The 22,116-nt window shown below is 64.4% G+C and carries 22 protein-coding genes; 12 read left to right on the top strand and 10 right to left on the bottom strand.

Going from position 1 to position 22,116, the window contains the following annotated elements:
• Positions 1 to 104: 104 nt before the first annotated feature.
• Positions 105 to 455, top strand: a complete 351-nt coding sequence (locus tag BXA07_RS13720) for a hypothetical protein (RefSeq protein ID WP_076568475.1) — start codon at positions 105 to 107, stop codon at positions 453 to 455.
• 76 nt (positions 456 to 531) lie between these two features.
• Here the strand turns inward: BXA07_RS13720 and BXA07_RS13725 are convergent, their stop codons facing one another.
• Positions 532 to 936: a c-type cytochrome gene (locus BXA07_RS13725; protein WP_083708222.1), complete on the bottom strand. Its 405-nt coding sequence runs from the start codon at positions 934 to 936 to the stop codon at positions 532 to 534.
• Positions 937 to 1,100: 164 nt separating this feature from the next.
• Positions 1,101 to 1,979: an EamA family transporter gene (locus BXA07_RS13730; protein ID WP_076568477.1), complete on the bottom strand. Its 879-nt coding sequence runs from the start codon at positions 1,977 to 1,979 to the stop codon at positions 1,101 to 1,103.
• A 221-nt stretch (positions 1,980 to 2,200) separates the two neighbouring features.
• On the opposite strand from BXA07_RS13730, the gene BXA07_RS13735 reads away from it, so the two are divergent.
• Complete coding sequence (locus BXA07_RS13735; RefSeq protein ID WP_139335562.1) at positions 2,201 to 2,680, top strand: hypothetical protein; 480 nt, start codon at positions 2,201 to 2,203, stop codon at positions 2,678 to 2,680.
• A gap of 85 nt (positions 2,681 to 2,765) precedes the next feature.
• A complete protein-coding gene (locus BXA07_RS31310; RefSeq protein ID WP_076568479.1) occupies positions 2,766 to 3,182 on the top strand; it encodes a hypothetical protein in 417 nt (138 codons plus the stop codon).
• 584 nt (positions 3,183 to 3,766) lie between these two features.
• On the opposite strand, the gene BXA07_RS13745 is transcribed toward BXA07_RS31310, so the two are convergent.
• From BXA07_RS13745 to BXA07_RS30155, 3 genes are all read right to left on the bottom strand, one after another.
• Positions 3,767 to 4,063 carry a hypothetical protein gene (locus BXA07_RS13745; RefSeq protein ID WP_139335564.1) on the bottom strand — a complete coding sequence of 99 codons (297 nt, stop codon included), beginning with the start codon at positions 4,061 to 4,063 and terminating at the stop codon, positions 3,767 to 3,769.
• Between the two features lie 173 nt (positions 4,064 to 4,236).
• A complete protein-coding gene (locus BXA07_RS30800; protein WP_170909660.1) occupies positions 4,237 to 4,407 on the bottom strand; it encodes a hypothetical protein in 171 nt (56 codons plus the stop codon).
• Between the two features lie 116 nt (positions 4,408 to 4,523).
• Positions 4,524 to 4,763 (bottom strand): hypothetical protein, encoded by a 240-nt coding sequence (locus tag BXA07_RS30155; protein WP_139335565.1) that lies wholly within the window; start codon positions 4,761 to 4,763, stop codon positions 4,524 to 4,526.
• 78 nt (positions 4,764 to 4,841) lie between these two features.
• Here BXA07_RS30155 and BXA07_RS13755 point away from each other — a divergent pair, with 78 nt between their 5' ends.
• The gene (locus tag BXA07_RS13755) at positions 4,842 to 7,733 is read left to right on the top strand and encodes an ImpA family metalloprotease (protein WP_139335566.1); all 2,892 of its coding nucleotides are present in this window, start codon (positions 4,842 to 4,844) and stop codon (positions 7,731 to 7,733) included.
• 60 nt (positions 7,734 to 7,793) lie between these two features.
• On the opposite strand, the gene BXA07_RS13760 is transcribed toward BXA07_RS13755, so the two are convergent.
• Genes BXA07_RS13760 through BXA07_RS30160 form a run of 3 tightly spaced genes read right to left on the bottom strand, consistent with a single transcriptional unit; the run spans position 7,794 to position 12,448 of the window.
• Positions 7,794 to 9,671, bottom strand: coding sequence for a phytase (locus BXA07_RS13760; protein ID WP_244556273.1), 1,878 nt, complete (start codon positions 9,669 to 9,671; stop codon positions 7,794 to 7,796).
• A complete protein-coding gene (locus tag BXA07_RS13765; protein WP_076568482.1) occupies positions 9,671 to 12,196 on the bottom strand; it encodes a TonB-dependent receptor in 2,526 nt (841 codons plus the stop codon). Before BXA07_RS13765 ends, BXA07_RS13760 begins: the two co-directional genes overlap by 1 nt.
• A gap of 45 nt (positions 12,197 to 12,241) precedes the next feature.
• Positions 12,242 to 12,448, bottom strand: coding sequence for a hypothetical protein (locus BXA07_RS30160; protein WP_139335567.1), 207 nt, complete (start codon positions 12,446 to 12,448; stop codon positions 12,242 to 12,244).
• Positions 12,449 to 12,512: 64 nt separating this feature from the next.
• Between BXA07_RS30160 and BXA07_RS13770 the strand changes: the two genes are divergently transcribed.
• The 6 genes from BXA07_RS13770 to BXA07_RS13795 all read left to right on the top strand — a co-directional run bounded on the left by BXA07_RS13770 (position 12,513) and on the right by BXA07_RS13795 (position 19,543).
• On the top strand, positions 12,513 to 13,409 hold the full coding sequence (locus tag BXA07_RS13770; RefSeq protein WP_076568483.1) for a GGDEF domain-containing protein: 897 nt from the start codon (positions 12,513 to 12,515) through the stop codon (positions 13,407 to 13,409).
• Positions 13,409 to 14,434: an AraC family transcriptional regulator gene (locus tag BXA07_RS13775; protein WP_076568484.1), complete on the top strand. Its 1,026-nt coding sequence runs from the start codon at positions 13,409 to 13,411 to the stop codon at positions 14,432 to 14,434. The genes BXA07_RS13770 and BXA07_RS13775 overlap by 1 nt, the downstream gene beginning before the upstream one ends.
• Before the next feature lie 263 nt (positions 14,435 to 14,697).
• Entirely contained in the window at positions 14,698 to 16,092 is a 1,395-nt protein-coding gene (locus tag BXA07_RS13780; protein WP_076568485.1) for a class I SAM-dependent methyltransferase, read from the top strand.
• A gap of 2 nt (positions 16,093 to 16,094) precedes the next feature.
• The gene (locus BXA07_RS13785; RefSeq protein ID WP_076568701.1) at positions 16,095 to 17,438 is read left to right on the top strand and encodes a sensor histidine kinase; all 1,344 of its coding nucleotides are present in this window, start codon (positions 16,095 to 16,097) and stop codon (positions 17,436 to 17,438) included.
• A gap of 1 nt (position 17,439) precedes the next feature.
• Positions 17,440 to 18,537, top strand: coding sequence for a hybrid sensor histidine kinase/response regulator (locus BXA07_RS13790; protein ID WP_076568486.1), 1,098 nt, complete (start codon positions 17,440 to 17,442; stop codon positions 18,535 to 18,537).
• Positions 18,530 to 19,543 (top strand): response regulator, encoded by a 1,014-nt coding sequence (locus BXA07_RS13795; RefSeq protein ID WP_076568487.1) that lies wholly within the window; start codon positions 18,530 to 18,532, stop codon positions 19,541 to 19,543. Before BXA07_RS13790 ends, BXA07_RS13795 begins: the two co-directional genes overlap by 8 nt.
• On the opposite strand, the gene BXA07_RS13800 is transcribed toward BXA07_RS13795, so the two are convergent.
• Positions 19,503 to 20,207: an energy transducer TonB gene (locus BXA07_RS13800; protein WP_076568488.1), complete on the bottom strand. Its 705-nt coding sequence runs from the start codon at positions 20,205 to 20,207 to the stop codon at positions 19,503 to 19,505. The genes BXA07_RS13795 and BXA07_RS13800 overlap by 41 nt on opposite strands.
• A 59-nt stretch (positions 20,208 to 20,266) precedes the next feature.
• A complete protein-coding gene (locus tag BXA07_RS13805) occupies positions 20,267 to 20,794 on the bottom strand; it encodes an SRPBCC family protein (RefSeq protein WP_076568489.1) in 528 nt (175 codons plus the stop codon).
• A 215-nt stretch (positions 20,795 to 21,009) separates the two neighbouring features.
• Between BXA07_RS13805 and BXA07_RS13810 the strand changes: the two genes are divergently transcribed.
• Positions 21,010 to 21,795: a DNA/RNA non-specific endonuclease gene (locus tag BXA07_RS13810; RefSeq protein WP_076568490.1), complete on the top strand. Its 786-nt coding sequence runs from the start codon at positions 21,010 to 21,012 to the stop codon at positions 21,793 to 21,795.
• A 24-nt stretch (positions 21,796 to 21,819) separates the two neighbouring features.
• Complete coding sequence (locus tag BXA07_RS13815) at positions 21,820 to 22,074, top strand: nucleotidyltransferase family protein (protein ID WP_076568491.1); 255 nt, start codon at positions 21,820 to 21,822, stop codon at positions 22,072 to 22,074.
• The last annotated feature ends 42 nt before the right edge of the window (positions 22,075 to 22,116 follow it).

The following is a 22,116-nucleotide window of genomic DNA, read 5'->3' on the forward strand; positions in this document are numbered from 1 at the left end:
TCACTTTCGCGCGCGAAAGTAAATCAGCGACTGCTCCGTTCAAGAAGCCCGGCGCCATCACGTTCCAAAAACTGTCTGCCGCGCAGACTCCTAGGGGAACGCACATGCCTGTCGGTGCCAGTCCCAAGCGCGAGCGCGAATTCAGGAAGCTGGAAAAAGAGTTCAGGCAGGAGGGGCGCTATCGGGGCCGCGAAGACGAAGTCGCCGCCCGCATCGTGAACAAGCAAAGGGCGCGGGCGGGTGAGACGCAGGAGGCGCCAGGCCGGGAGCGGGCGGCCAAGACGGCCCCCGCGCCGGCGGCGCCCGACTTGCCGCTTGCCGGCTACCAGCATCTGACGGTGGCGCAGATACGGGGCAAGCTGAACGGCCTGTCCGCCGCCCAGCGCAAGCGCCTGCGCGACTACGAGGCGGCGCACAAGAAGCGCAAGGGCGTGCTGCAGGCGCTGGGAGCCTGATCTGGCGTCAGGACGTGATGCCGTGTGCCCGTGCGTGCGTGTGCGCGCGCCGCTTACATCCGCTTATTTCACGCGATTACTGCGTGCGCAGGTAGGCCAGCAGATCGGCCACCTGCTGCGCATTGCCGATGCCCCAGAAGCGCATGTTGTTTCCAGGAATGAAGTCGCTCGGTGCCTGCAGGAAGCTGGCGAGATTTTGTTCGGTCCAGACGATATTCGCGTTCTTCATGGCGGCCGAGTATTTATAGTCGGTGGTGGCGCCGGCCTTGCGGCCGATCACCCCCGTCAGCTTGGGGCCGAAGCCGCCGCGCGCCGAAGGCCCCACCTGGTGACAGGAGGCGCACTTGCGAAACGCGGCCTTGCCCGCTTCGGCATTGCCTTTCAAGGCGGCGGGAGCGGCCGCATTGACCATGGCGGGCGCCAGCAGCAGGGCCGCAGCGGCAAGAGGGGAGAACCAGCGAAAATGATATGTGGATGTCATCGGTGAGGCGGAAGTGCGCGATATGGCAAGCAATGACGCATTTTACAGGCGGGCATGCAATCCTGCCCGTTAGTGATGCAAGCATGTGCTGCAACCATGCCAGGCGGGCAAGCGGCCAGGCGCGGGCGCGGCGCAGTCAGCACGGCGGAACAGGCGCGATACCGCTAGCGCTTGCCGGCCTGTGCACCGAGCGCCGCCATGGCCGAGGCAAACACGATGCAGGCGATGGCCAGCCACTGGGTCAGGCTCAGCAACTCTCCCAGCACCGCCATGGCGGCCAGGGCGCTGACGGCCGGCGCCGCACTGCTGAACATGCCGAACACGCCTTGCGGCAAGCGGCGCAGGGCAAAGATTTCCAGAGAGTACGGCAGGGCGCTGGACAGCATGGCAATCGCCAGCCCCGTCAAGGCGATCGACGGCGCCAGCAGGGCCGTGCCCGAATACGCCACGCCGATGGGCACCGTCACCATGGCCGCCACCGTCATGCCCCAGGCCACGGCCTGGCCGCCCTGCAAGGCCGAGGCGCGCTTGCCGAAGATGATGTACAGGGCCCAGCACAGGGCCGCGCCCAGCGCATAGGCCACGCCGGCTGGGTCCAGGCTGCCCGGGCTGCCCTGCAGGGGCAGCAGCAAATACAGGCCGAACACGGCGCAGGCGACGGCGAACAGGTCGCGGGGCCGGCGCGACGACAGCATGGCCACGGCCAGCGGCCCCGTCACTTCGATGGCCACCGCAATGCCGATCGGTATCAGTGCAAACGCCCGGTAAATCAGCAAGTTCATCAGTCCCAGCACGGAACCGTAGACGAGCAGATTGAGCACATCCTTGCGCGTCAGGCGGAAACGCCAGGGACGGAAGATGGCCAGCAAAATCAGCGCCGAGAAGCCCACCCGGTAGGCCGTGATGCCCTCGACGCCGATGACGGGAAACAGGTTTTTCGCAATCGCCGCCCCCAGGTTGACGGAAATCTGTCCTCCCAGCACGGCCAGGGAAGGGAGCAGGACGTTGTCGGGCAGGGGGGAGGTCGAGGCGGGGGAGGTCATGGGGCGCCATTTTAATACGCCACAGGCCGCCGGTGGCTGGCAGATCTGCAAGGGGCCGCAATTAATTCGCCCGCGCCAGCGTGCGAGGGCGGGGCAGGCACTGTTGAGACAGTGCAAGTATTTTCTGATAATGCTATTCTGGCTGCACGCTTGGCACCGCCGGGCGCCACCCCGATTCTTCATCTTGATGGAGCCGTCTCATGAATTGCAGAAGCATGGTAGTGACAGTCGCTTTGGTGTTTGCCGCCGGCATGGCCGGTGCCCAGGCCTTGCCGCCGCAGGCGCAATTGCCGGTCTGGGCGACGCAACAGCTCGATAACCTGGCCAGGCGCGAGGCCATCGAAGTCAATGCACGCTTGAATCCCTTTGTCCTGCGCGGCGATTTCGACGGCGACGGCAAGGGCGACCTGGCTGTCTTGATCAGGAACAAGGACAGCAAGAAAGAGGGCATCGTCTTTTTGTTCCGGCAGAAGTCGGCGCCGCTGATCGTCGGGGCAGGCCATGCATTGTCGAACGGCGGCGATGATTTCGCCTGGCTGGAAGTGTGGCAAGTGGAAGACAAGGGCTCGCTGCAGCACAGCTACCATGAAAAATCCATCAAGCTGAAAACGGACGGGATCGTGGTGGCAAGAGAAGGTTCTGCCAGTGCCTTGATCTATATCAAGGGTGGCAAGGCGGTATGGCAACAGCAGGGCGATTGAAGCACTACCCGCGCGTGTCTGCTGGCCGAGGCGGCATGACGGCCGATGCCAGCGGATTCACGCGTTCATCAGGAGCAGCAGGGCAATGCAGATATTCAGTATCGGCGACACCAATTTCGACGTGGATGCCGTGAAATCCAGGATCAGCGTGACGGCAGGCGCCGATGGCATGCGGGAAATCAATATCAGGATCGAGGCCGACGACGAGGTCTTCCTGCGGCTGACGGAGGACGAGGACGCGCCCTGGTCGTGGGCGCTGTATCCGCCATCCTTTATTCTGCAGGGCTTGCTCCTGGCGGGAACGGATGGGGCGCCCGTGCAGATGCTTGCCGTTGATGCAAGCAATGCGGACTGCGAATGCAGTCTTTACATGATGGAATACCGCGACGTGGCGGATCTGCGCCTGGTGGAACTGTCGGCGCAGCGCCTGGCGCTGACAGGCAAGGTGGATTTCGATGGCAAAGACTTGCCTTTTGCCATCGATATGCGGCGCGCGGCGTAGCGGCGCGAGATCGCGGGGCAGCCAGTGCGGGCCGCCCCACTGCATGATTCGAGCGGCAAGGCCTGCGCCGCGTCCGAACACGCCACATACTGGAAGTTCCGCGCCCCATCGGGCAAGGGTCTCGCTGCGTGGATAAAACCAGGTATTTCAGGACAAATGCTCCAAACGCAGATGATCTATGGCTGGAGTGGGCGTACACCCCTGGATTTGAAACTGTATGCCGGGTCGCCTGTATTCTTCAGTGCTGTCTTGATGGGCGACTAAAGTCTTAATGCCGTCCTGGCAGCCGCTTGCGCTGATTGGCGGCGCGTATCCACAGGACGCCACTGTCGAGGCTGATTTCATTGACGCGTCGGGGCCGCTCCCCGTGCGGCATTGTCATCTGGAAAACTTCCTGGCATTGATGGCTGCGTCACTGATGTCCAGCGCCGTGATTTTTGCCATCCGGCCCTTCAAAGCGGCATCGTTTCAATGCCTCGCCAGCCAGCCGGAGTACCATCAGTCCGCTGGCCAGGGAGTCCGTGACGGCAGGAAAATCACGCCGGTCCACATACCTTGCTCCTTGCGCAGCAGCCAGCCGTTAATCAGGTTGGGGAATCGCGGTGGCGCGCATTATCGGAATAGCCAAAATGGCCATCCATCAAGCCGGTGACATAAAAACGCACGGCGGACATTGCCGTATCGTGCGTGACGACCTTGGGAATGAATGCCAGCGCCTGCTGGTAGCCCGTCGTCGTCCACTCGTGAAAGACGGGATTGCCGTCGTCGATGCTGCCCGGATGCGTGGAAAGAACGAGCGCCTGCACGGCCGCCAGATCTGCGCGCGCCATCGCTTGCCAGCGCAGCGCGGGGTTTTCCGCTGGCGCGGCCTTGTCCGCCATTTCTGCCGCATTTGAAAAGGCGCACGCGGTGCCGAGAATAAAAAGGCTGCAGATATTTTTCTTCATCGGACGGGTGTCATGAAATGGCGCAGCATGAAGCATTGCCTGTTGCAGGCCGGATGATGGAATCGGTATTATCCAAACAAGTATGGCATGTTTATATTTTATAAATATCAAGCTCGGACAGGAAAATTGATTGGCGGTAGCAGTTTATGCTGGCGCAGGCGAGCATCGATATGCCAGACAAATTTGCGGGCGATTTGATTAATAGTCATATTCATTTGCCATTTGCTTGATATTTTTAATAATGAGAAATTCCTGTTGATGGCGATGCGTTGCGTCATTGCCGTTTCCTGCCACATTACATTCCCCCGCACGCGACGGTTTTTTATTGGACTGGCAGAAGAAGAGTATGAGAAAATAAGAAAAGAAGGTAATTTTCGCAATAATTTTCATAGTCCTAATTATATTGCGAATTTCCTATCTGATTATCTTTCTTGATAATGGTGTGCGCGACCATACAGGCGGCGCGTGCACTGCCCGGGGATTGAATGTGCAATGGAAAATATGATAAATAAAATGTTTTGATGCCATCGACGCCCGAGCGGTGGAACGGACTGATGACGCTGTCTTGCAAAATCGTCACCTGCCCGCCGATATCACGCCCTGTTCCGAAACGATAAAACCCCAGTACCGCCATGCAGCCGGCATGGGCGGCAGCGTACGTCAGCGATCGGCCTGTCCATCGCCGGTTCAAGCCTCCATTCAGGAAACTTCAATGAAACAAATTTTCAGGCCAGTCATGGTCTTGGCCATGCTGTCCGCGCTCGCCGCTTGCGGCGGCGCGTCCGACAGCGTCAGCAACAGCGGCAGCAGCGGCGGCACAGGCACGGGCACGGTGCCGGACAACGGCGGCACTGGCGGGACTGGCAGCGCGGGCAATGCGGGCAATGCGGGCGATGGCGGTAACGGCGGCGTCACGGGCGGCACCGGCACGGGCAATGGCACGGGGCCAGGCACGGGTGGTGACGCGAATGGCAATGCCGCGGCCCTGCGCATCGGCGCCGCCCTGGCCAGCGGCGACCCGGCCGGCCTGCAAGGCACGGATGCCGCCAGCCTGCTGGAGCTGGCCATCGCCGAGGCGGGCCGCAAGAACGCGGGCCACCAGGATGCGCTGCGCGCCATCTACGGCGCCGGCGGCGACGGCCTCAGCCTGGCATTGAACGTCGGTACCAGCACCAGCGCCACCATCGGCGTGCTGGCGTCGACGACGGCGACGCCGTACATCGTGTCGGACAGCGGCGCCGGCATCGCGGCACTGAGCCATGACGGCGCCGGGCGCGGCATGGCGTATGGCGCCGACGTGCTGCAGTGGATGGCGGGCACGAGCAAGGAACAGCAGCATTATCCCCAGTTCCTGCGCGCCTTCACGTGGCTCATGACGGGATCGGGCAGCGGCAGCCTGCCGGCCACGATCCGCTATGCCAGCGCCGGCTATGCGGCGTCCTCCGTGAAGAACTTCATCACGCGCACGGGCAAGACGCCGGCGGCCGTCGATTGCGCCGTCGCCGACAGCAGCAACACGTGCTGGGTGAATGCCGACCTGATCGTCTTTGGCGGCAGCGTGCCGGCCAGCGCGGGCTTGACCGGGCTGGTGCAGAAATACCTGGCCGCAGGCAAGGCCGTGATCTACATGCACCCGAACTGGACGCAATCGGCGGGCGGCATCGAGGTGCTGGCGGCCATGGGCATGACCCTGGGCGGCTATCCGGGCAATTACTATGCGCCCGCCAGCGGCGTGTCGGTTTCGGCCAGCCGCACGGTGGCGCAGTCGCTGGCGGCGGCCGACAAGCTGGGCGCCCTGGTGACGTCGCTGGACCTGCTGCGGCAGAGCGCCCTGTCGCTGGATGTGAGCGGCGACAGCACGCCCGCCGCACCGTTCAAGACCATGCTGAACGAACTGGCGGCCATCAATGGCGCGGGCGTCGACATCTTTGCCGGCGACGGCAACTACCTGCTGCACCGCCTGCTGGTGCTGTGGGCCGATACGCAGCGCAGCGCGATTACGTACGGCCATATCAGCCGCAGCGCCGCCGTGCCCTTCCTGCGCACCTACGCCAGCGACGCCTTCCTGTGGTTTGCGCGCGGCGCCACGACGGCGGCAACGGCCGGGCAGGGCGATTACATGCCCGCCGTCGCGCAGACCCTGGTGCCGGGCAGCGACTGGGAAGACATCGAAGTGACCCTGCCGCAGACGAGCGGCATCACCCTGATCGGCCGGGGCGCCGTGCCGGCCAGGGGCGTGCAGGTCGAAGTGCTCGATAACGCCGGCGCGGCCAGCCTGGGCATCCAGACCAGCTATTTGCGCAGCTGGGGCAATCCGCTCACGGAGGCCGCCAACACCTATGCGCGCCCGCTGCAGCCGCAATCGTTTACGGTGCCCCTGGGCAAGGGCATCCGCGCATTCGTCACGCCGAACGGCGGCCCCCTGATGCTCAGCTACAGCGGCGCGACGGCCGACACCGTGGTCAGGCTGCGCATCAAGGGCGCCGTGCGCTATGCGCACTTCGACTACACGCGCAGCATGAGCAATAGCGACGTGGCACAGGCATCGGCCGCCCTGAAGGCGGGCACGTTCGGCTGGCAGACGACGAAGGTGACAGGCGGCGAGATCCAGCAAACCATCACGTTTGCGCAAAAGGTGATCGGCACGACGGCGCCCGAGGCGTACGCGAACCAGTCCATCCGCGACGGCCTCTTCATGAGCAACCATATCGCCAACGGCTACAACGATGCGGGCATGACGGGCACCGTCAGTGCGCTGTGCAGCAGCTTTGCCTGGACCTGCGACGGCAGCGTGCACAAGCAGCCGCTGGTGCAGCACTTCGTCGGCTGGATCGCCACCTGCGGTTTTCTTTGCTCGGGCAACCCCATCGACGGCGCTGCCGGCATCGACCTGGGCTGGGGCTATGCCCATGAAATGGGGCACAACACCGTGCAGCGCGTCATGCGCATCATGCCCGACGGCACGCATGGCTGCGGCGTGGAGTGCGACAACAACATCCTGGCCAGCGCCACGGCGCTGCGCGCGTACGAGCTGCACGGGCTGGAAATCAGCAGCGGGCACCCGCTCGACCATCCTGGCCTGTACGCGGCCGTGGCGGCCAGCCGCGCCACGGGACTGGCGGACGATGCGCTGGTGGCCAACATGCAAAAGCGCGTGTGGACGGACAGCGGGCAGGACGTCATGCGCGCCGTGCACTTCCAGCTGGCCTTCCAGTTCACCCGCTACCGCAGCGGCCTGGCCGCGCCCACCATGCCGTCCACCCTGGACTACTTCAGCCTGCTGACCAAGGGCGACCGCCTCGTGGCCAGGGATTTCAGCGCCGCCACGGCCGCGCACTACGGCATGGGGCGCTACGCCACGAACAGCATCAGCAATCACGACCTGCTGTACGTGCTGAGCTCGAAGATCATCGGCCGCGACATGCGCAAGCTGTTCTGGATGTACGGCATCGCGCCGAGCGCCGACGCGCTCAGTTCGGTGGCCGACCTGGGCCTGCCGCTGGCGCCGCGCAGCTACTACGCGTTGCCAAAAGGAAAGCACAACCAGCTCGCCACCGGCAAGTGGCTGGACGTGGAAAGCGGCATGCCCGCCTGGCCGTACTGATCCATCGCAAGGATAGCTCTCCGGCACGCCGGAGAGCCGTTCCCGGCAGGCGCTGCGGCCTTACTCCAGCCGCAAGGCCTTCGCCACCGCCTCCCACGCTACATACTTGAAGTTCTGCGGGCCGTCCGGCAAGCGCTTGTAGCCGTCCTGGATCACCAGCATGCCTTGCGCATACGCGCCGCCCAGGTTGGCGGAGGTGACGTCGAGGCCATCCGTTTCCGACGTGCCGTCTATGCCGGCGGGCAAGTTGAAGCCCACCTTGAAGCGGCCGCGCACTTTATATGGCGCTTGTGCGTCGAGCACCACGTAGCTGCTGTCGCCCTGGCTGGAGACGACCAGATAGCCTGTATTGGGCGCGCCACCGGGCTTGCGGTAGATGGCCATGCCTTCCACGTCCGCCGCCAGGCTTGCGCCCACGGGCAAGACCATGGTCAGCGCGTCCGGCTTGGCGGCGTCGGCCGAGGTGGTCCACACGCCGCGCGTTTCCTCGCCCAGGAACAAGCGGCCGTTGGCGTCGTCGGCCACGCAGCCTTCCGGCTGGGTGGCGACCTTGAAGCTGCGCAACAGAGTCGCACTGAACTTGTTGCCTTCCAGGCCGATGCTGTACTGCTGGAAGGTGCCGTCCTTGTCGTTGATGAAGGCTTGCACGCCGCCGCCTGCCGGCTGGTACAAGCACATGCCGTAGATGCTTTTCAGACCGGTAGGAAAACGGCCCGCTTCCGCCACCACGCCGCTGGCATTGATGGTAAATAACATCATGCTGTTGTCGTCGCGCTGCGTGGCCACGGCCAGGTCGACCTTGCGGCCATTCAATTGGATATTCTGCCGCACGTCGACGTTGTTCAGGCGTCCCACTTCCAGCAGCTGGGTCTGCTTGCCTTGCAGGTCGTAGACGAGCAATCCCTGCTTCTTGTTGGTGCCGAGGATGCGCGCATCGGCCGGGTTGCTGGACAGCCAGATGGCCGGGTCGTCGGCCGCGTCGCCCTGGCGCGCCATCGGTTCTGTCTGCGCCTGCGGCGCGATGATGGCCACCGCCGGCGCTGTTTCCGCCTTGCCTGCCCACTTCAAGGGCCGCGCCTGCCAGCCGTTCTTGCCGCGCAGTAGCAAGGTGTCCTTGTCCAGCGCCAGCTGGCTGTCGCCCTTGCGCACGTTCAAGGCGACCGCTTGGGCCGGCTGCACCGCCCATGTATCTCCCTGATGGGTGACCAGGTGCAGCTTGTCCGCCTTGCCGTCGAGAACGGCCACGCCGCCGGGCAGCACGGCCAGCGCGCCGGCGCCGCCATCGAGCTGGCCGTACGGCTTGCGCAGGGCCACGACTTCGCGCTTGCCCATGCCTTCGGACTCCGCGTCATACGCCCACACGCCCATGTTCGATTCGCTCACCAGCAGGCGCTGCGCGCCATCGTCGACGCGGCAATGTTTGGCGTGCGGCGGCAGGGCCAGTTTGCGCACCAGCAGCCGCCGTTCGCCCTGCATGACCCACTGTTCCGCCTGGCCATCCTTGCCGATCAAGAACAGATGATCGATCTGCTGGGCGTCGCGGTACAGGCAGGACGCTTCCACGGAAAACGTCGGCACGGGAAACGGCGCCAGTTTCACGAGCTTGCCGGCCTGCACATCAACGGAGACGGGCAGCGGGCGCTGCGTATCCGCTTCCAGAAAGACAGCCAGCACTTGATTGCCATCAAGGCGCGTGTCGAGCTGCTTGGCGCGCACGGCGATGCGGTCCAGCTCCTTGCCCGCAGGATCGAACAGGCGCAAGCCGTGCTTGTCCAGCGTCAGCCAGCCGCCGCCAGGCAGGCGGGCCAGTTCTCCCGCTTCCTGCGTGAAGGCAGGCACAGCGTTGGCGGGGGCGGCTTGCACGCTGCCGCCCAGGCAGAAGGCGGCCAGCAAAGCGCTGCAGAGTACGGTTTTTTTCATGTTATTGAGAATCATCATCAGAAGGCGCTGGCTTTCAGGCTCACCTTGAAGGTGCGGCCGTATTGTTCGTTCTGCACGTTGTATTGCTTCGTGCCCTGGTAGACATAGTATTTCTCGTTGTTCAGGTTGGCTGCCTCGAACGTCACCTGGAACTGCTTGTTGATCTGGTAGGACAGCGAGAAATCGAGTTGTTTCTGGCTGTCCACGATACGGTCCTGGCTTGGGTCGAGGATATCGCCGCCCATTTCCAGCAGGTAGGGTGACTTGTAGTTGAGGGCCAGGCGGGCGCTGACGGGCCCCGTTTCATAGCCCAGCATCAGGTTCATGACCTGGTTCGACTGGCCCGGCAGGCGGATGTCGCGGTTCATCTGCTGCTTGCCCGCCTTGTCGTAGCGACCGATCTGCGCGCGCGAGGTGCTCAAGGTGCCGTTCACGCCGACGAGCAGCTTGTTGAACGGCGTCGGCAGCATGCGCAGCGGCTGCATGTAGGCCAGTTCGATGCCCTTGACTTTCGCCGCGTCGCCGTTCGCATACGAGGTGGCCGTCGTGTAGCCCGTCCATGCTCCCGTGCCGGCCAGGTTGGTCGTGTACGTGAAATTCTTGATGTCCTTGTAGAAGCCGTAGGCCGACATCACGCCGTCGTTGCCCAGCACGCGCTCGATGCCGAGGTCGAGGTTGTTGGCCTTCAAGGGTTTCAAGTCCGGGTTGCCGATCACGGCTTCCGTGTTGCTGGCCAGGCTGATGCCGGGCGCCAGCTGGCTGAAGTTGGCGCGCACCACGGCTTGCGTCCAGGCGGCCCGCACGCTGGTTTTTTGATCGACGTCATATCGGGCTTGCAGGTTCGGCAGCCAGTTGCTGTACGAGCGTTCGCGCGTCAAGGGCGTGGCGACGCCGGCGCTGTCCACCTGCGAACCGGCGGCCTCGAAACTGGTGCGTTCGGCGCGCACGCCGCCCAGGATGTGCCAGGCGTCGAAATCATAGCTGTTCTGCACATACATGGCGTTGATGTCTTCATGCATGCGGTAATCGTTGATGACCGATTCCGTGGCCAGGCGCGCCTTGTCGCGGTCCAGGCCGGCGACCCTGGCGCGTATCAGCGCCGGGTCCAGCGCCACGCCGATGTTGCCCAGGTCGTAGTCGAGATTGTGGCCTTGCACGAAGGCGCTCATCGAGGTGGCGCCGGCGCCCCAGTAATTGCCGCTGGAAGCCTTGCTGCTGTTATACGCCCATTGATCCGTGTCATTGGTTTTTTCGCGGCGGCTGACCTTGGCGCCGAATTTCAGGGTGGCGATATCGAACTTGCGCGCCAGGTCGATGCGCGCATGGTGTTCATTGTCCTTCGAATAGCGCTTTTGCAGGGTGATGGCATTGAGCGCATAGCTGGCCGGATCGTACAGCGAGGCGGGGCCGCTCAACAATGGCTGCTCGGTGCCATGGAAACTGATGCCGGCAAAATTGCTGAGGCCGCGGAAACGGCCGTCGTTCAAGGACTCCGGCGTATCTTCCGTGGCGCGGCTCAGGCCGCCTTTCACGTCCAGGGTCCAGTCGCCCGATGTCTGCTGCGTGCCCAGCACGAGCGAGCGCACTTGCTGCGTGTACTTGCGCTGGCGGATGCGGCGCTCGGCGCGCGCGCTGGCCGTCTGGTCTTCGGCCAGGCTGCCGCCGGCGATATTGCTGATGGTCAGGCGGTCGCGCACTTCATCGTCGGAAAATTCGCTCACAAAAGAGCGCAAGAACCAGCTGTTGCCCGCTTCGGGGCGGTAATCGAGGTTGACGGCCAGGGCGCCGCGCTTGCGCACGGGCAGGTAGTCGCGCAATTCCAGGCCCGACAATTTTCCCTTGCTCCAGGCGCCGCCCGTTTCCACGTCATCGGAGCCGAACGAGCGCTTTTCCGCGCTCAGGCCGGCGGCCACGCCCAGCTTGCCGTCGAGAAAACGCTGGGCCCACAGGGCGCCGCCGCTGGGGCTGGTCTTGCCCGTCTTTTCATCATGGCTGGCGGCCACGTTGGCCGACAGCAGCTTGCCCGGCAAGTCGAAGGCGGACAGCGACTTGACTTCGATGGTGGCGCCCAGCGAGTTGGCGTCCATTTCCGGCAGCAAGGTCTTCGACACTTCCAGCGTGCGGATCAGGCCGGCGGGCAGGATGTCGAGGGCCACGGCGCGGCGGCCCGCTTCCGGCGACGGCACGAGGGCGCCGTTGATGGTGACCGCGTTCAGGTCCGGGCCCAGGCCGCGCACCGTGATATAGCGGCCTTCGCCCTGGTCGCGCTGCACGGACACGCCCGGCAAGCGGGCCAGCGCCTCGGCCGCGTTTTTATCGGGCAAGCCGCCGATGTCGTCGCTGCTGATGACGCTGATGATGTTGTCGGCTTTCTCTTGCGCGGCGATGGCGTTGCGCAGGCTGGCGCGCTGGCCGCTGACGACGACGGTGGCGGCCGGCTGGCCATCATCCTGGGCTTGCGCCTGGCTGGCGCCGCCGAAGACGGCCATGACGGCCAGGGCCACGGCCGTCAGGCGCAGCGAGGAGGGGGACGAAGTATGCATGGTTTTCATGAAGGGCTCGGTGAGGGGGAAGGAACCGGGCGGATTCTAGGCAGCAAATATGACGGTTGCGTGACAGGCAAGGGCTTGCAGGCCCGAAAACAACGGCGTGTGAACGATTTCCAGCCGGAAATGAACCGTGGTGAGCTGAAATGACCTGCCCGCTGCGGGCACCGATGGCGCGGCATGCCGTATTTGCATGATGGTCAACAGGAAAGGTGAGCCGTTTGCACCTGCCGCACGGGCGTGGCGCATGTCATCGTGCCGTCATGGGCAGGCGCTATCGTGGCGGCAGCACCACTTTTAAAGGTTTTCCCCCATGCTGCCATTGCACCGTAACAGCCTGATTGCCGCCGCACTGGCGCTGCCCCTGTTCTTTTTCCTGTACGCCACCTTCGGCCATGCGAAACCGTTCGCCATCTGGAAATGGATGGACATCGTCTGCGAAGGCGGCACGGCCGTCATGGCCGGTGTGTGGTTTTTGTTTACCCTCAGCAGCCGTCCACGGGGAAGGGTGACGAGCCTGATCGCCGGCGGCCTGTGCGCCATCATGCTGGGGTCCTGGGCCGATTGCCTCGATGAATTCTTTGCCGTCGATAAGAGCGCCGTGTGGGATAACTGGCTGGAGGCCCTGATTCCGTTCGGCATGCTGGTGCTGACCATCGGCATGTATTACTGGCGCCAGGAACAGTTCCGCCTGAACGAACACCTGCAAAAGCGCGAGCGCCTGTTTCGCGACCACCGCGCCTTTGACCGCATCACGCAGCTGGCCGACGCCAGCTATCTGCGCACGCAGATGCGCCTGGAGCAGGAACGCCGTCCCGGCCTCGATTGCGCGCTGGTCTTGCTCGATATCGACAGCTTTCATTTGATTAACCGCGAACATGGCCACCGCGAAGGCGACCGCGTGCTGCAAGCCGTGGGCCACATGCTGTTGTTGAATTTGCGCAATGACGATCTGCTATGCCGCTACGCGGGCGACCGCTTCGCCGTGCTGATGCCGGGCGTGCCCCGCGAGGACGCGGCAGCCAGGGCCCGCCACCTGTGCTATATGGTGGGGCAGATGCGCCACCACGCCAACGACAACCGCGAAATCCGTCTGAGCCTGCGCCATGCCTGTTCGCTCGCCGATGGCGTGCCGGAAGTGGTGCTCGCCGAGCTGAGCCGGGCCGTGGAAATGCCGCGCCACGGTTCTGCCAGCGCCGCGCCCGCCTGATGCCGCTGAACCAGCAGGGCGACCCCAGCATCGCGGCGCGGCACCAGCCGGCGCTGGTGCTCGACTATGCGCGCAGCCGCGACCTGGCCACGGCGCCCCTGCTCAAGGGGACGGGCCTGGACGACGGCCCGCTGCCGTCCGAGGAAAGCTACGTCAGCGCCGCGCAATACCTGCAGCTGCTGGCCAATGTGGCGCGCGGCCTCGACAGTGCCGACACGAGCTTCATGCTGGGCCAGCAAATGCTGCCCGGCCATTACGGCGCCGTCAGCCACGCCTTGCTGCAGGCGCAGAACCTGCGCCAGGCGCTGGCCATCCTGTGCGATTTCCATACCTTGCTGTGTCCGCTGCTGCAGCCCCGGCTGCGCGAGGCGGGCGAGCTGCACGTCTTGTACTGGACAGATGCCTTCGGCGCACCGAGCCAGCTGCCGTTTCTGGTGGAAATGCACATGACGGCGCTGGCGGCCATGTGCCGCTGGCTGGCGGGAGAGTCCCTGCCATGGCGCTTCTGTTTCAACCGTGCCCGTCCGCGCCACGTGGAGCAGCATGAGGTGCACCTGGGCCAGGCGCTGCGCTTCGATTGCCAGGTGGACGCCATGCTCATCGATTCCAGCTGGCTGGACAAGCCCTGGCCGCGCGGCAATGCGACGGCGGCCGCGCTGGCCCTGCGCGCGGCGGCCCAGGCGCCGGCGCCGGCCGCCAGCCTGCTGGGCGCGCTGTACGACTATCTGCTGGCCAACATCCGCTGCGCGCCCACGCTGGAACGCACGGCGCAGGCGTTCGGCGTCAGTCCCGCCACCCTGAAACGCCATTTGGCGCGCCATGGCACGCATTTCCAGGCCGAGCTGGACCAGGTGCGCGCGCACAAGGCCATCTACCTGTTCCAGGCGCATGGCTACGACAATGACGCCGTGGCCGACTATCTCGGCTTTCATGATGCCACCAACTTCCGCCGCTCGTTCAAACGCTGGACGGGGCAGACGCCGCAGCTGCTGCGGCATGCATTGACCCTGTTCGTCTCTGGATGAACGAAGGCGTTGCGCGCAGGCGCCAAGGTAAGTGGTTCCGGAGGGAACAATTGCCCGTTCTGCCACATCCATAGTACACTCGATCAGAGAGCGGACAGACGCGCTGTGAGGCGCTCCGGCACGGCGTCATGCGACGCCGCAACACCGCCATTGCGATGGCGGGCCGGCGGCAGACGACCGGTTTGCCGTGCCTTAACCCCGCCTGGAATCTGGCGTGCCCAGCATGGCGCGCCGGAAGCCGGGCAACTTGATAATGCTCAATCGTGTATTCACAATCGCAGATCGATCCAGTCGTCAGTTTCCGCAACACCCAGGGTGAGGCGGTGCGCGGCACGATTTTCAACTTGCAGCGCAATTCGCTGGTCATGGAAATCTACAATCCCTACTCGATTGTCCAGGTCAGCGAGGTGCTCAATGACGTGACCGTGCGCATGGGGGCGAAAAACGCCTACGTGGGCAAGGCCGTCGTCATCAGCAGCGTCAACACGGGCCTGACGGCCATCGTGTCCGTCACCCTGATCGACGAATGGCGCGAACTGAGCGACGTGGTCGTCGTCAAGGGCGCCGTGTTGAAAGAGTCGAGCGCCTTTGTCGCCGGCTGGGGCGAGCGCTTCCGCATCCGCCGCGACTACCAGATCGTCGTCAACGAAATGCGCGCTTTTTTGTCGGAAGTGGCGCGCTGGGTCGAGCAGGTCGACTTGTCGGACTCCCTGCCCAAGGAAAATGGCCGGCTGCGCCCCGATATCTTCGACGAGCTGGCCCAGCCGCTGATGGAGCAGACCCAGCTGTACCTGCGCCAGCTTGAGGTGGAAGCGTCGCTCGTCGAGGAAGAGCGGGCGCCGGCCCACCGCGCGTTCGCCCAGGCGGCGCTGCACCCGCTGATCCTGCGCGCCCCGTTCGTCTTCCGCACGTTTACCAAGCCGCTCGGCTATGCGGGCGACTACCAGATGGTCAACCAGCTGCTGGACGATCCGCGCCAGGGCCCGAGCACGTATTTTCAGATCGTCAATGCGGCCTTCCTGCAGGCGGCCGTGGCCACGGCGCACCGCAACCGCATCGATATCCTGACGGAATTCCTGTCGCAGAAGGCGGCAGCGGCGCGCGCCGCCGGGCGGGTGTATAAAGTGCTCAACGTGGGCTGCGGCCCGGCCATCGAGGTGCAGCGCTTCCTGGAAACGTGTCCCGATGCGCAATGGCTGGCCTTCGAACTGGTCGACTTCAGCAGCGAAACGCTGGACTGGACGCGCGCGCGCCTGAGCACCATCATGCAGCGCACGGGGCGCGTGGTCGAGATCGACTATGTGCACGATTCCGTGCACAATCTGCTCAAGCGCCGCCATGGCGCGGGCGCCACGGGCTTGCCCGGCAGTTTCGATGCCGTGTATTGCGCCGGCCTCTTCGATTACCTGTCCGACAAGGTGTGCGCGCGCCTGCTGCTGCATTTCGCTTCGCGCGTGGGGCCGGGCGGGCGGCTGCTGGTGACGAACGTGCATGCCGACAATCCGGGCAAGTTCGGCATGGAGCATTTGCTGGAGTGGCATTTGATCTATCGCAATGAAGCGGGGCTGTCGGCCTTGCTGCCAGAACATGCGACGGAACCGAAAATCTATGTCGACGCCACGGGCGTGAATGTGTTTGCGGAAGTGAGCATTCCTTGATGATGGATAACCCAGGCCTGCACGCCGGCTACACGGCGGTTTTGCGCGATTTCCGCCTGGAATTTAGCCGCGGCGGGGCCTACACGGGCATCGTGCTGATCCTGCTGGGCATGGGCCTCGATTCGGCCCTGTATCCGGACATGCAGTCGGCCTTCACCAGCGCGCGCATCCTCGTGTCCGCGCTGATCTTTTGCGTCGTGCTGGCCATGCGCACGCAGTGGGCGCAGGACCGCATCCAGGGCCTGACCTTCGTGTGGCTGATTTTGCCGCAGATCATGATCGCGTGGATGATCGCCGTCACGGAAGGCGCGACCTCGATCTATTACGTGGGCATGACCCTGGCCATCTATTCGTCGGGCATCGTGCTGGCCTTCGGCCTGTGGCAAAACATGGTCTTCGGCGCCATTTCCTGCCTGCTGTACGTGGCCGCCTGTGCCTGGCATGCGGGCGGCTTCGATTTGCCGGGCACGTTTGTCGTCAATTGCCTGTTCCTCATCATGTCGGCCAGCATCAGCGCCGTCTTTACCTATTTTAACGAGCGGGCCCGCTTCATGCTGTTCCAGCTGAAGGCGGAAGTGGCGCAAAAGAACACGCAGCTGGAAGAAACGAATAAAAGCCTGGCCGATATCAAGGGGCAGATGCTGCAGCAGGAGAAAATGGCCGCCATCGGCACCCTGGCCGCCGGCATGCTGCATGAAGTGAACAACCCCGTGAACTTCTGCATGATGGCCATCGAGGTCGCCATCGAAGACCCGGCCGCCAAGCAGAGCGCACTGGTGAGCGAATGCCTGGCCGACGCCAAGCAGGGCATGCTGCGCGTGCAGCACATCGTGTCCGATTTAAAAACTTTTGCCTACCGCAAGAGCGGCAACCAGCTGGAAACGGGGCACTTCCAGTTCCGCAGCGCGCTTGACGCGGCCATCCGCCTCGTGGGCCACGAAACGAAGAACGTCAGCATCAGCCACGACTTGCCGGTCGATACCCTGGTGCGCGGCGACGAGGCGGCCATCGTGGGCGTGCTGATCAACTTGCTGGGCAATGCCGTGCTGTCCATGCGCAAGGGCAATGCGCCGCCATACGAAATCCGTGTCACGGCCCGCTGGGACGGCGACCGGCTGCGCATCAGCGTGCGCGACAACGGTCCCGGCATCGCCCCGGAAAACCTGGCGCGCGTGTTCGAGCCCTTCTTCACCACGCGCGAGGTGGGGCAGGGCCTGGGCCTGGGCCTGAGCATCAGCTATGGCGTGATCGAGCGCCACGGCGGCACGCTCTCCGCCGATAGCGAGCTGGGCGAGTGGGCCAGCATGAATTTCGATTTGCAGCGCTCCGATTGGGAGGGCCGCTAGCATGGACAACGATAGCCGCGCCTGCGTGCTGTATGTGGATGACGAAGCGCTCGCCTGCAAGTATTTCGAGCGCGCCGTCGGCCAGCGCTACCGCGTGCTGACGGCGCAGAGCGTCGATGCGGCACTGGCCCTGCTGGAAGACGAGGCCGCCCACGTCGACGTGCTCGTCACCGACTACCGCATGCCGGACCGCCTGGGCAGCGAATTGCTGCAGGAAGTGGCGCAGCGCCATCCGCACATCGTCTGCATGCTCGTCACCGCCTACGCGGACAAGGACGTGCTGCTCGAACTGATCAATGGCGGCGCGCTGTTCCGTTTGCTGGAAAAGCCGCTCGACCTGGCCGCCATGCAAACGGCGCTGCAGTTGGCCGTGCAGACGGGGCGCGAGCGGGCCGCGCGCCGCCAGGGCCTGGTGGCGATGGAAGAATCGCTCGCTTTCCTCGCGCATGAATTGAACACGCCGCTGGCGGCCATCGCCAATTTCGCGCGCGGCATCGAACGGCGCGCGCAGGCGGCCGGCGCGCCCCAGGCCGAAATCGGCGAGGCGGCCGCCCTGATGCACGGCAATGCGCGCTATTGCCTGTCCGTGCTGGCCAGCTTCGTCGACACGGTGCGCCTGGCCAGCGCCGGGCCCGGCATGCAGGGCGGGCGCCGCGCGGGCAGCGCGCGCCAGCTGCTGGCGGCCCTGCTCGACAGCTATCCGCTCAGCGCGGCCCAGCGCACGGCCATCAGCGTCGAGACGGACGACGACTTTGCCATCGCCGAGTCGCCCAACTGCGTGGCCCTGATCGTCTCGTCCGTGCTGGGCAACGCCTTGCGCTCGGTCAATGATCAAGCCCATCCGCACATCAGCATCCGCATCGGCGCCGGCCACATCAAGGTGCGCGACAATGGCGCCGGCATCGCCCCCGAGATCGTCGGGCAGCTGTTGATCGACCCCGTCAGTGCCAGCAGCGAAGGCGGCAAGGGCTGGGGCATGGTGTTTTGCCACCGCATGATGCAATCGTTCGGCGGCAATCTCGACATCGCCACCGAGTTGGGCAGTTCCACCACGGTCACCCTGAATTTTCCAGTACACATAAGGAACGAGCATGATTGACGCCAATCTGCGTTTGCCGGCTCAGCTTGAGCCGGCGCAAGGCTTGCCGACGATACTCTACGTCGATGACGAGGCGAACGCCCTCAAATACTTCCAGCGCGCCATCGCGCCGCTGGCCGACGTGCTGACGGCCACCTCGGTCGAGGAAGGCAAGCGCATCCTCGACGAGCACGCCGACCGCATCGCCGTGCTGGTGTCGGACCAGCGCATGCCTGGCGCCTACGGCAACGAGCTGCTGTCGTATGCCTGGGACCGCCATCCGCACATCGTGCGCATACTTACCACCGCATATTCCGAGCTGGAACATACGGTGGAAGCCGTCAACCAGGGGCAGATCCACCGCTACATCCAGAAGCCGTGGGATATCGCGGCGCTGCGCATGGAACTCAAGCAGGCGCTGGAACTGGCGCGGCTGCGCAATGAACACGCGCAATTGCTGCGCGAAAAGCTGATGGTGCGCCAGCGGCAAGCCGTTGCCAACCGCATCGGCACCCTGTACGCCCTGTGCGCCAGCCTGGCCGGTCCGGAACAGCAGCTGCCCGTGGAAGCGTATCTGTCCGCCGCGCTGACGGCCGGCGTCACGCCGCCCGAACCGGACTGGCTGCTGATGGATTATGCCGACCTGGTCAGCTCGGAAGCGTTCCGCAGCACGGCCTTTGCCGCCGCCGTGCGCCAGCAGCTCGACACGCTCGAGCGCGAGCATCCGGGGCGCGGCGTGGAACAGGCCATCGACATGCTGGCGCCCGTGTTTGGCGCGGCGCTGCAAAACCAGGGCGGCACGGCGCTGTTCCTCGACGGCCGCCTGCTGACGGAATTCCTGGAAACGCCGACCGGCACGCCCGTGTCCGCCATCCATACCTTCTGGCTGGCCAGCCTGCTGTGGCTGGCGCGGCGCGGCTGGTCCTTGCAGCTAAGCAAGGTGGAGCAGGGCTTGCAGGGCAGGCTGGTGCAGGCTGAACCGGCCCTCACGCCTGATCACCTGGCGGCGTGGATCGAACAGTTCTGAGGGGTGCCCGCGCCTGGGAGTCCAGTTGCCAGACGTAGCTGGCGCGCGTCCATTGCTGCACCGGCGCGCCGTCCTGCAGGGCGGGCGCGAAGCGGCAGGCGCTGAGGGCGGCGCGGGCCGCCTCGTCCAGCTGCGGGTGGCCGCTGCTGCGTTCGAGCCGCGATTCCTGCACCAGGCCATCGGTGCCGATCAACAAGCCCAGGTAGGTCGTGCCTTGCGCTCCTTGCGCCTGGGCGGCGGCCGGATAGTCGGGACGTGCGCAGTGGCGCACGTCCACGGGAAACGCGCGGATGGCGGCGGCGCCATTGGCGAGCACGGCCGTTGGCCGCGCCGTTTCCATGCTGACGGGCAGCGCCACCCATGCCTTGCTGGCCTTGCCATCGACCCGATAGGGCTGGAAACGGCACCGCAGCGCCATTGCGCGCGCCGCCGCATCGAGCCCGGCGTGGCCGCTGCTGCGCTCCACATGCGCTTCGGCGATGCTGCCATCTTCGCGCAACAGCAGCCGCAGCCGCGCCGTGCCTTGCTGCGGCGCGGCCGTGGCAGGCGGCACGACGGGCGGGCAGTGCGGCGGCGGCATGGCGGCATCTGCCGCGTGGACATGGCCGGCTGCTGCCAGCAGGGCGGCTGCCAGCAGGCTGCCACGTGGGTTGATACGGATCAAAGCAGTTCCTAAAGAAAACAGGGCCGCGCGGGCCCCGTGTGCAGCGGCGGTGGGCGGGCTTAGCGTTCCGCCGCCGCCTTCAGGTTGTTCAAACCTTTTTCAAAATCCTTGCCTATCATCCGGTCCATGCTGACGAAGACCGTCATGACCTTGCTGACGTAGGGGCTGGGGCCGGTCATGGTCCAGTTCACCTTGGTGCTGTCGCCTTCGGGCGCCATGGTGAAGGTGGTGGTGTTGTGGCTTTCGAACGGTTTCAGGAAGTCCAGCTTGATGACGGTGCGCTCAGGCTGGGTCGCTTCCGTGATTTCCATGCGGCCCGCACCCACCTTGTCATTGCCTTGCCATGCATATTGCGCGCCCTGGCCGCTGGTCGGGCCCGTGAACGTGCGGCGCATGGCCGGATCGAGCTTTTCCCACGGCGACCAGGCGGCCCAGTAGTGGAAGTCCGTGATCAGCCCGGCGATTTTCTCGGGCGGCGCCTTGATGGTGATTTCGCGCTGGACACTGAAAGTGTCGGGTTTGGTGGTGGCATAGCCGAGGATGGCGGCGACGACGACAACGATCAGCAGCAGGGTTTTTTTGATCATATGCTCTCCAAATCTCGAATGGTCGATGCGAACGAATCCAGGCAATCTTAGCAGATATGAATGGCTGTGCGCGGCCTGTTGGCCTTTATTTGCGCCAGTTCGGGGCCAGGCCGCGCGCCTGCCCGCTTTTCGCCGCGTACAGGCGCGCACGCCTCGTTTGTGGCGCGGACCCGCGTCCGCTAGAATGCTGGCCTGCAAAGATTTCAGAGGGAAATATGATTCATCGATCGATCGCCAGGCTGACCCTGGCGTGCGGCGTGCTGGCGTCCGCCTTTGCCGCGAACCTGGCGCATGCCGATGCCTGTCCTGCCCATTACGTCGATGGCCGCAAGCCGGAAATCACCAACCCCAAGCTGGACGTGGCGACCCAGGAGCTGTGCTACAAGGTGTTTGGCGTGATGCATTCGGGCATCACGCGCACGCCGCTGTGGTCGGCTGAGCATTTGACGGCGGACAAGCTGGACGCGGCGCAGGACTTGTCCCGTGAAAACTCCTTCCATGCCGAACGCAAGCTGCCCGCCGCCCAGCGCGCGGAGCTGGCCGACTATGCGCGCAGCGGCTTCGACCGCGGCCACATGGCGCCCAACGGCGACATGCCGGACCGCCAGAGCCAGCGCGACAGCTTTACCCTGGCCAATATGGTGCCGCAAGACGCGCGCAACAACCGCTATGTGTGGGCCGGCATCGAAGGCGCAGTGCGCAAGATGGCGAAGAAGGAGGGCGACCTGTACGTGATCACGGGGCCGGCTTTCATCGGCGGCAACCTGCGCAAGGTGGGAAGAGTCATCGTGCCCAGCCATCTGTACAAGGCCGTGTACAGCACGCGCCAGCGCGCCGGCGCCGCCTATTTCATCGAAAACGTCGACACCAAGCAGTATGAAGTGCTGAGCATTGCGCAACTGGAAGACAAAATAGGCATCGATCTGTTACCGTCGCTGACGCGGCAGCAGAAACTGCGCATGCTGAGTTTGCCCAAGATCAATAGCAAGTCCAAGAAATAACAAGACCGTCGAAAAGGAAATCCCATGTGCGCAAAGAAATTCGTCCCGTACGCCAATGAAAGCGATGTGCTGGAAATCGGCAATCTGACCATCGAAAACCGCATCGACCGCATCAGCCTCAGCGGCGACATCGACCTGACCCTGGACAAGCCGGGCCTGGCCCTGGCGAAACAGCTGCAGAAGCTGCTGGCCGACGTGGTGGCCCAGCTGGAAAAGCGGGAACTGCCGGACCAGCTGCCGCCGCCCGAGGTGACGTCGGTGGCAAATCCGTTTGAATAGGGACCAAAAAAACGCCTCCCGAAGGAGGCGTCAAGAGCATGC

This window comes from Janthinobacterium sp. TND4EL3 (assembly GCF_900156175.1).
In the GTDB taxonomy this organism is placed as follows: Bacteria; Pseudomonadota; Gammaproteobacteria; order Burkholderiales; family Burkholderiaceae_D; genus Janthinobacterium.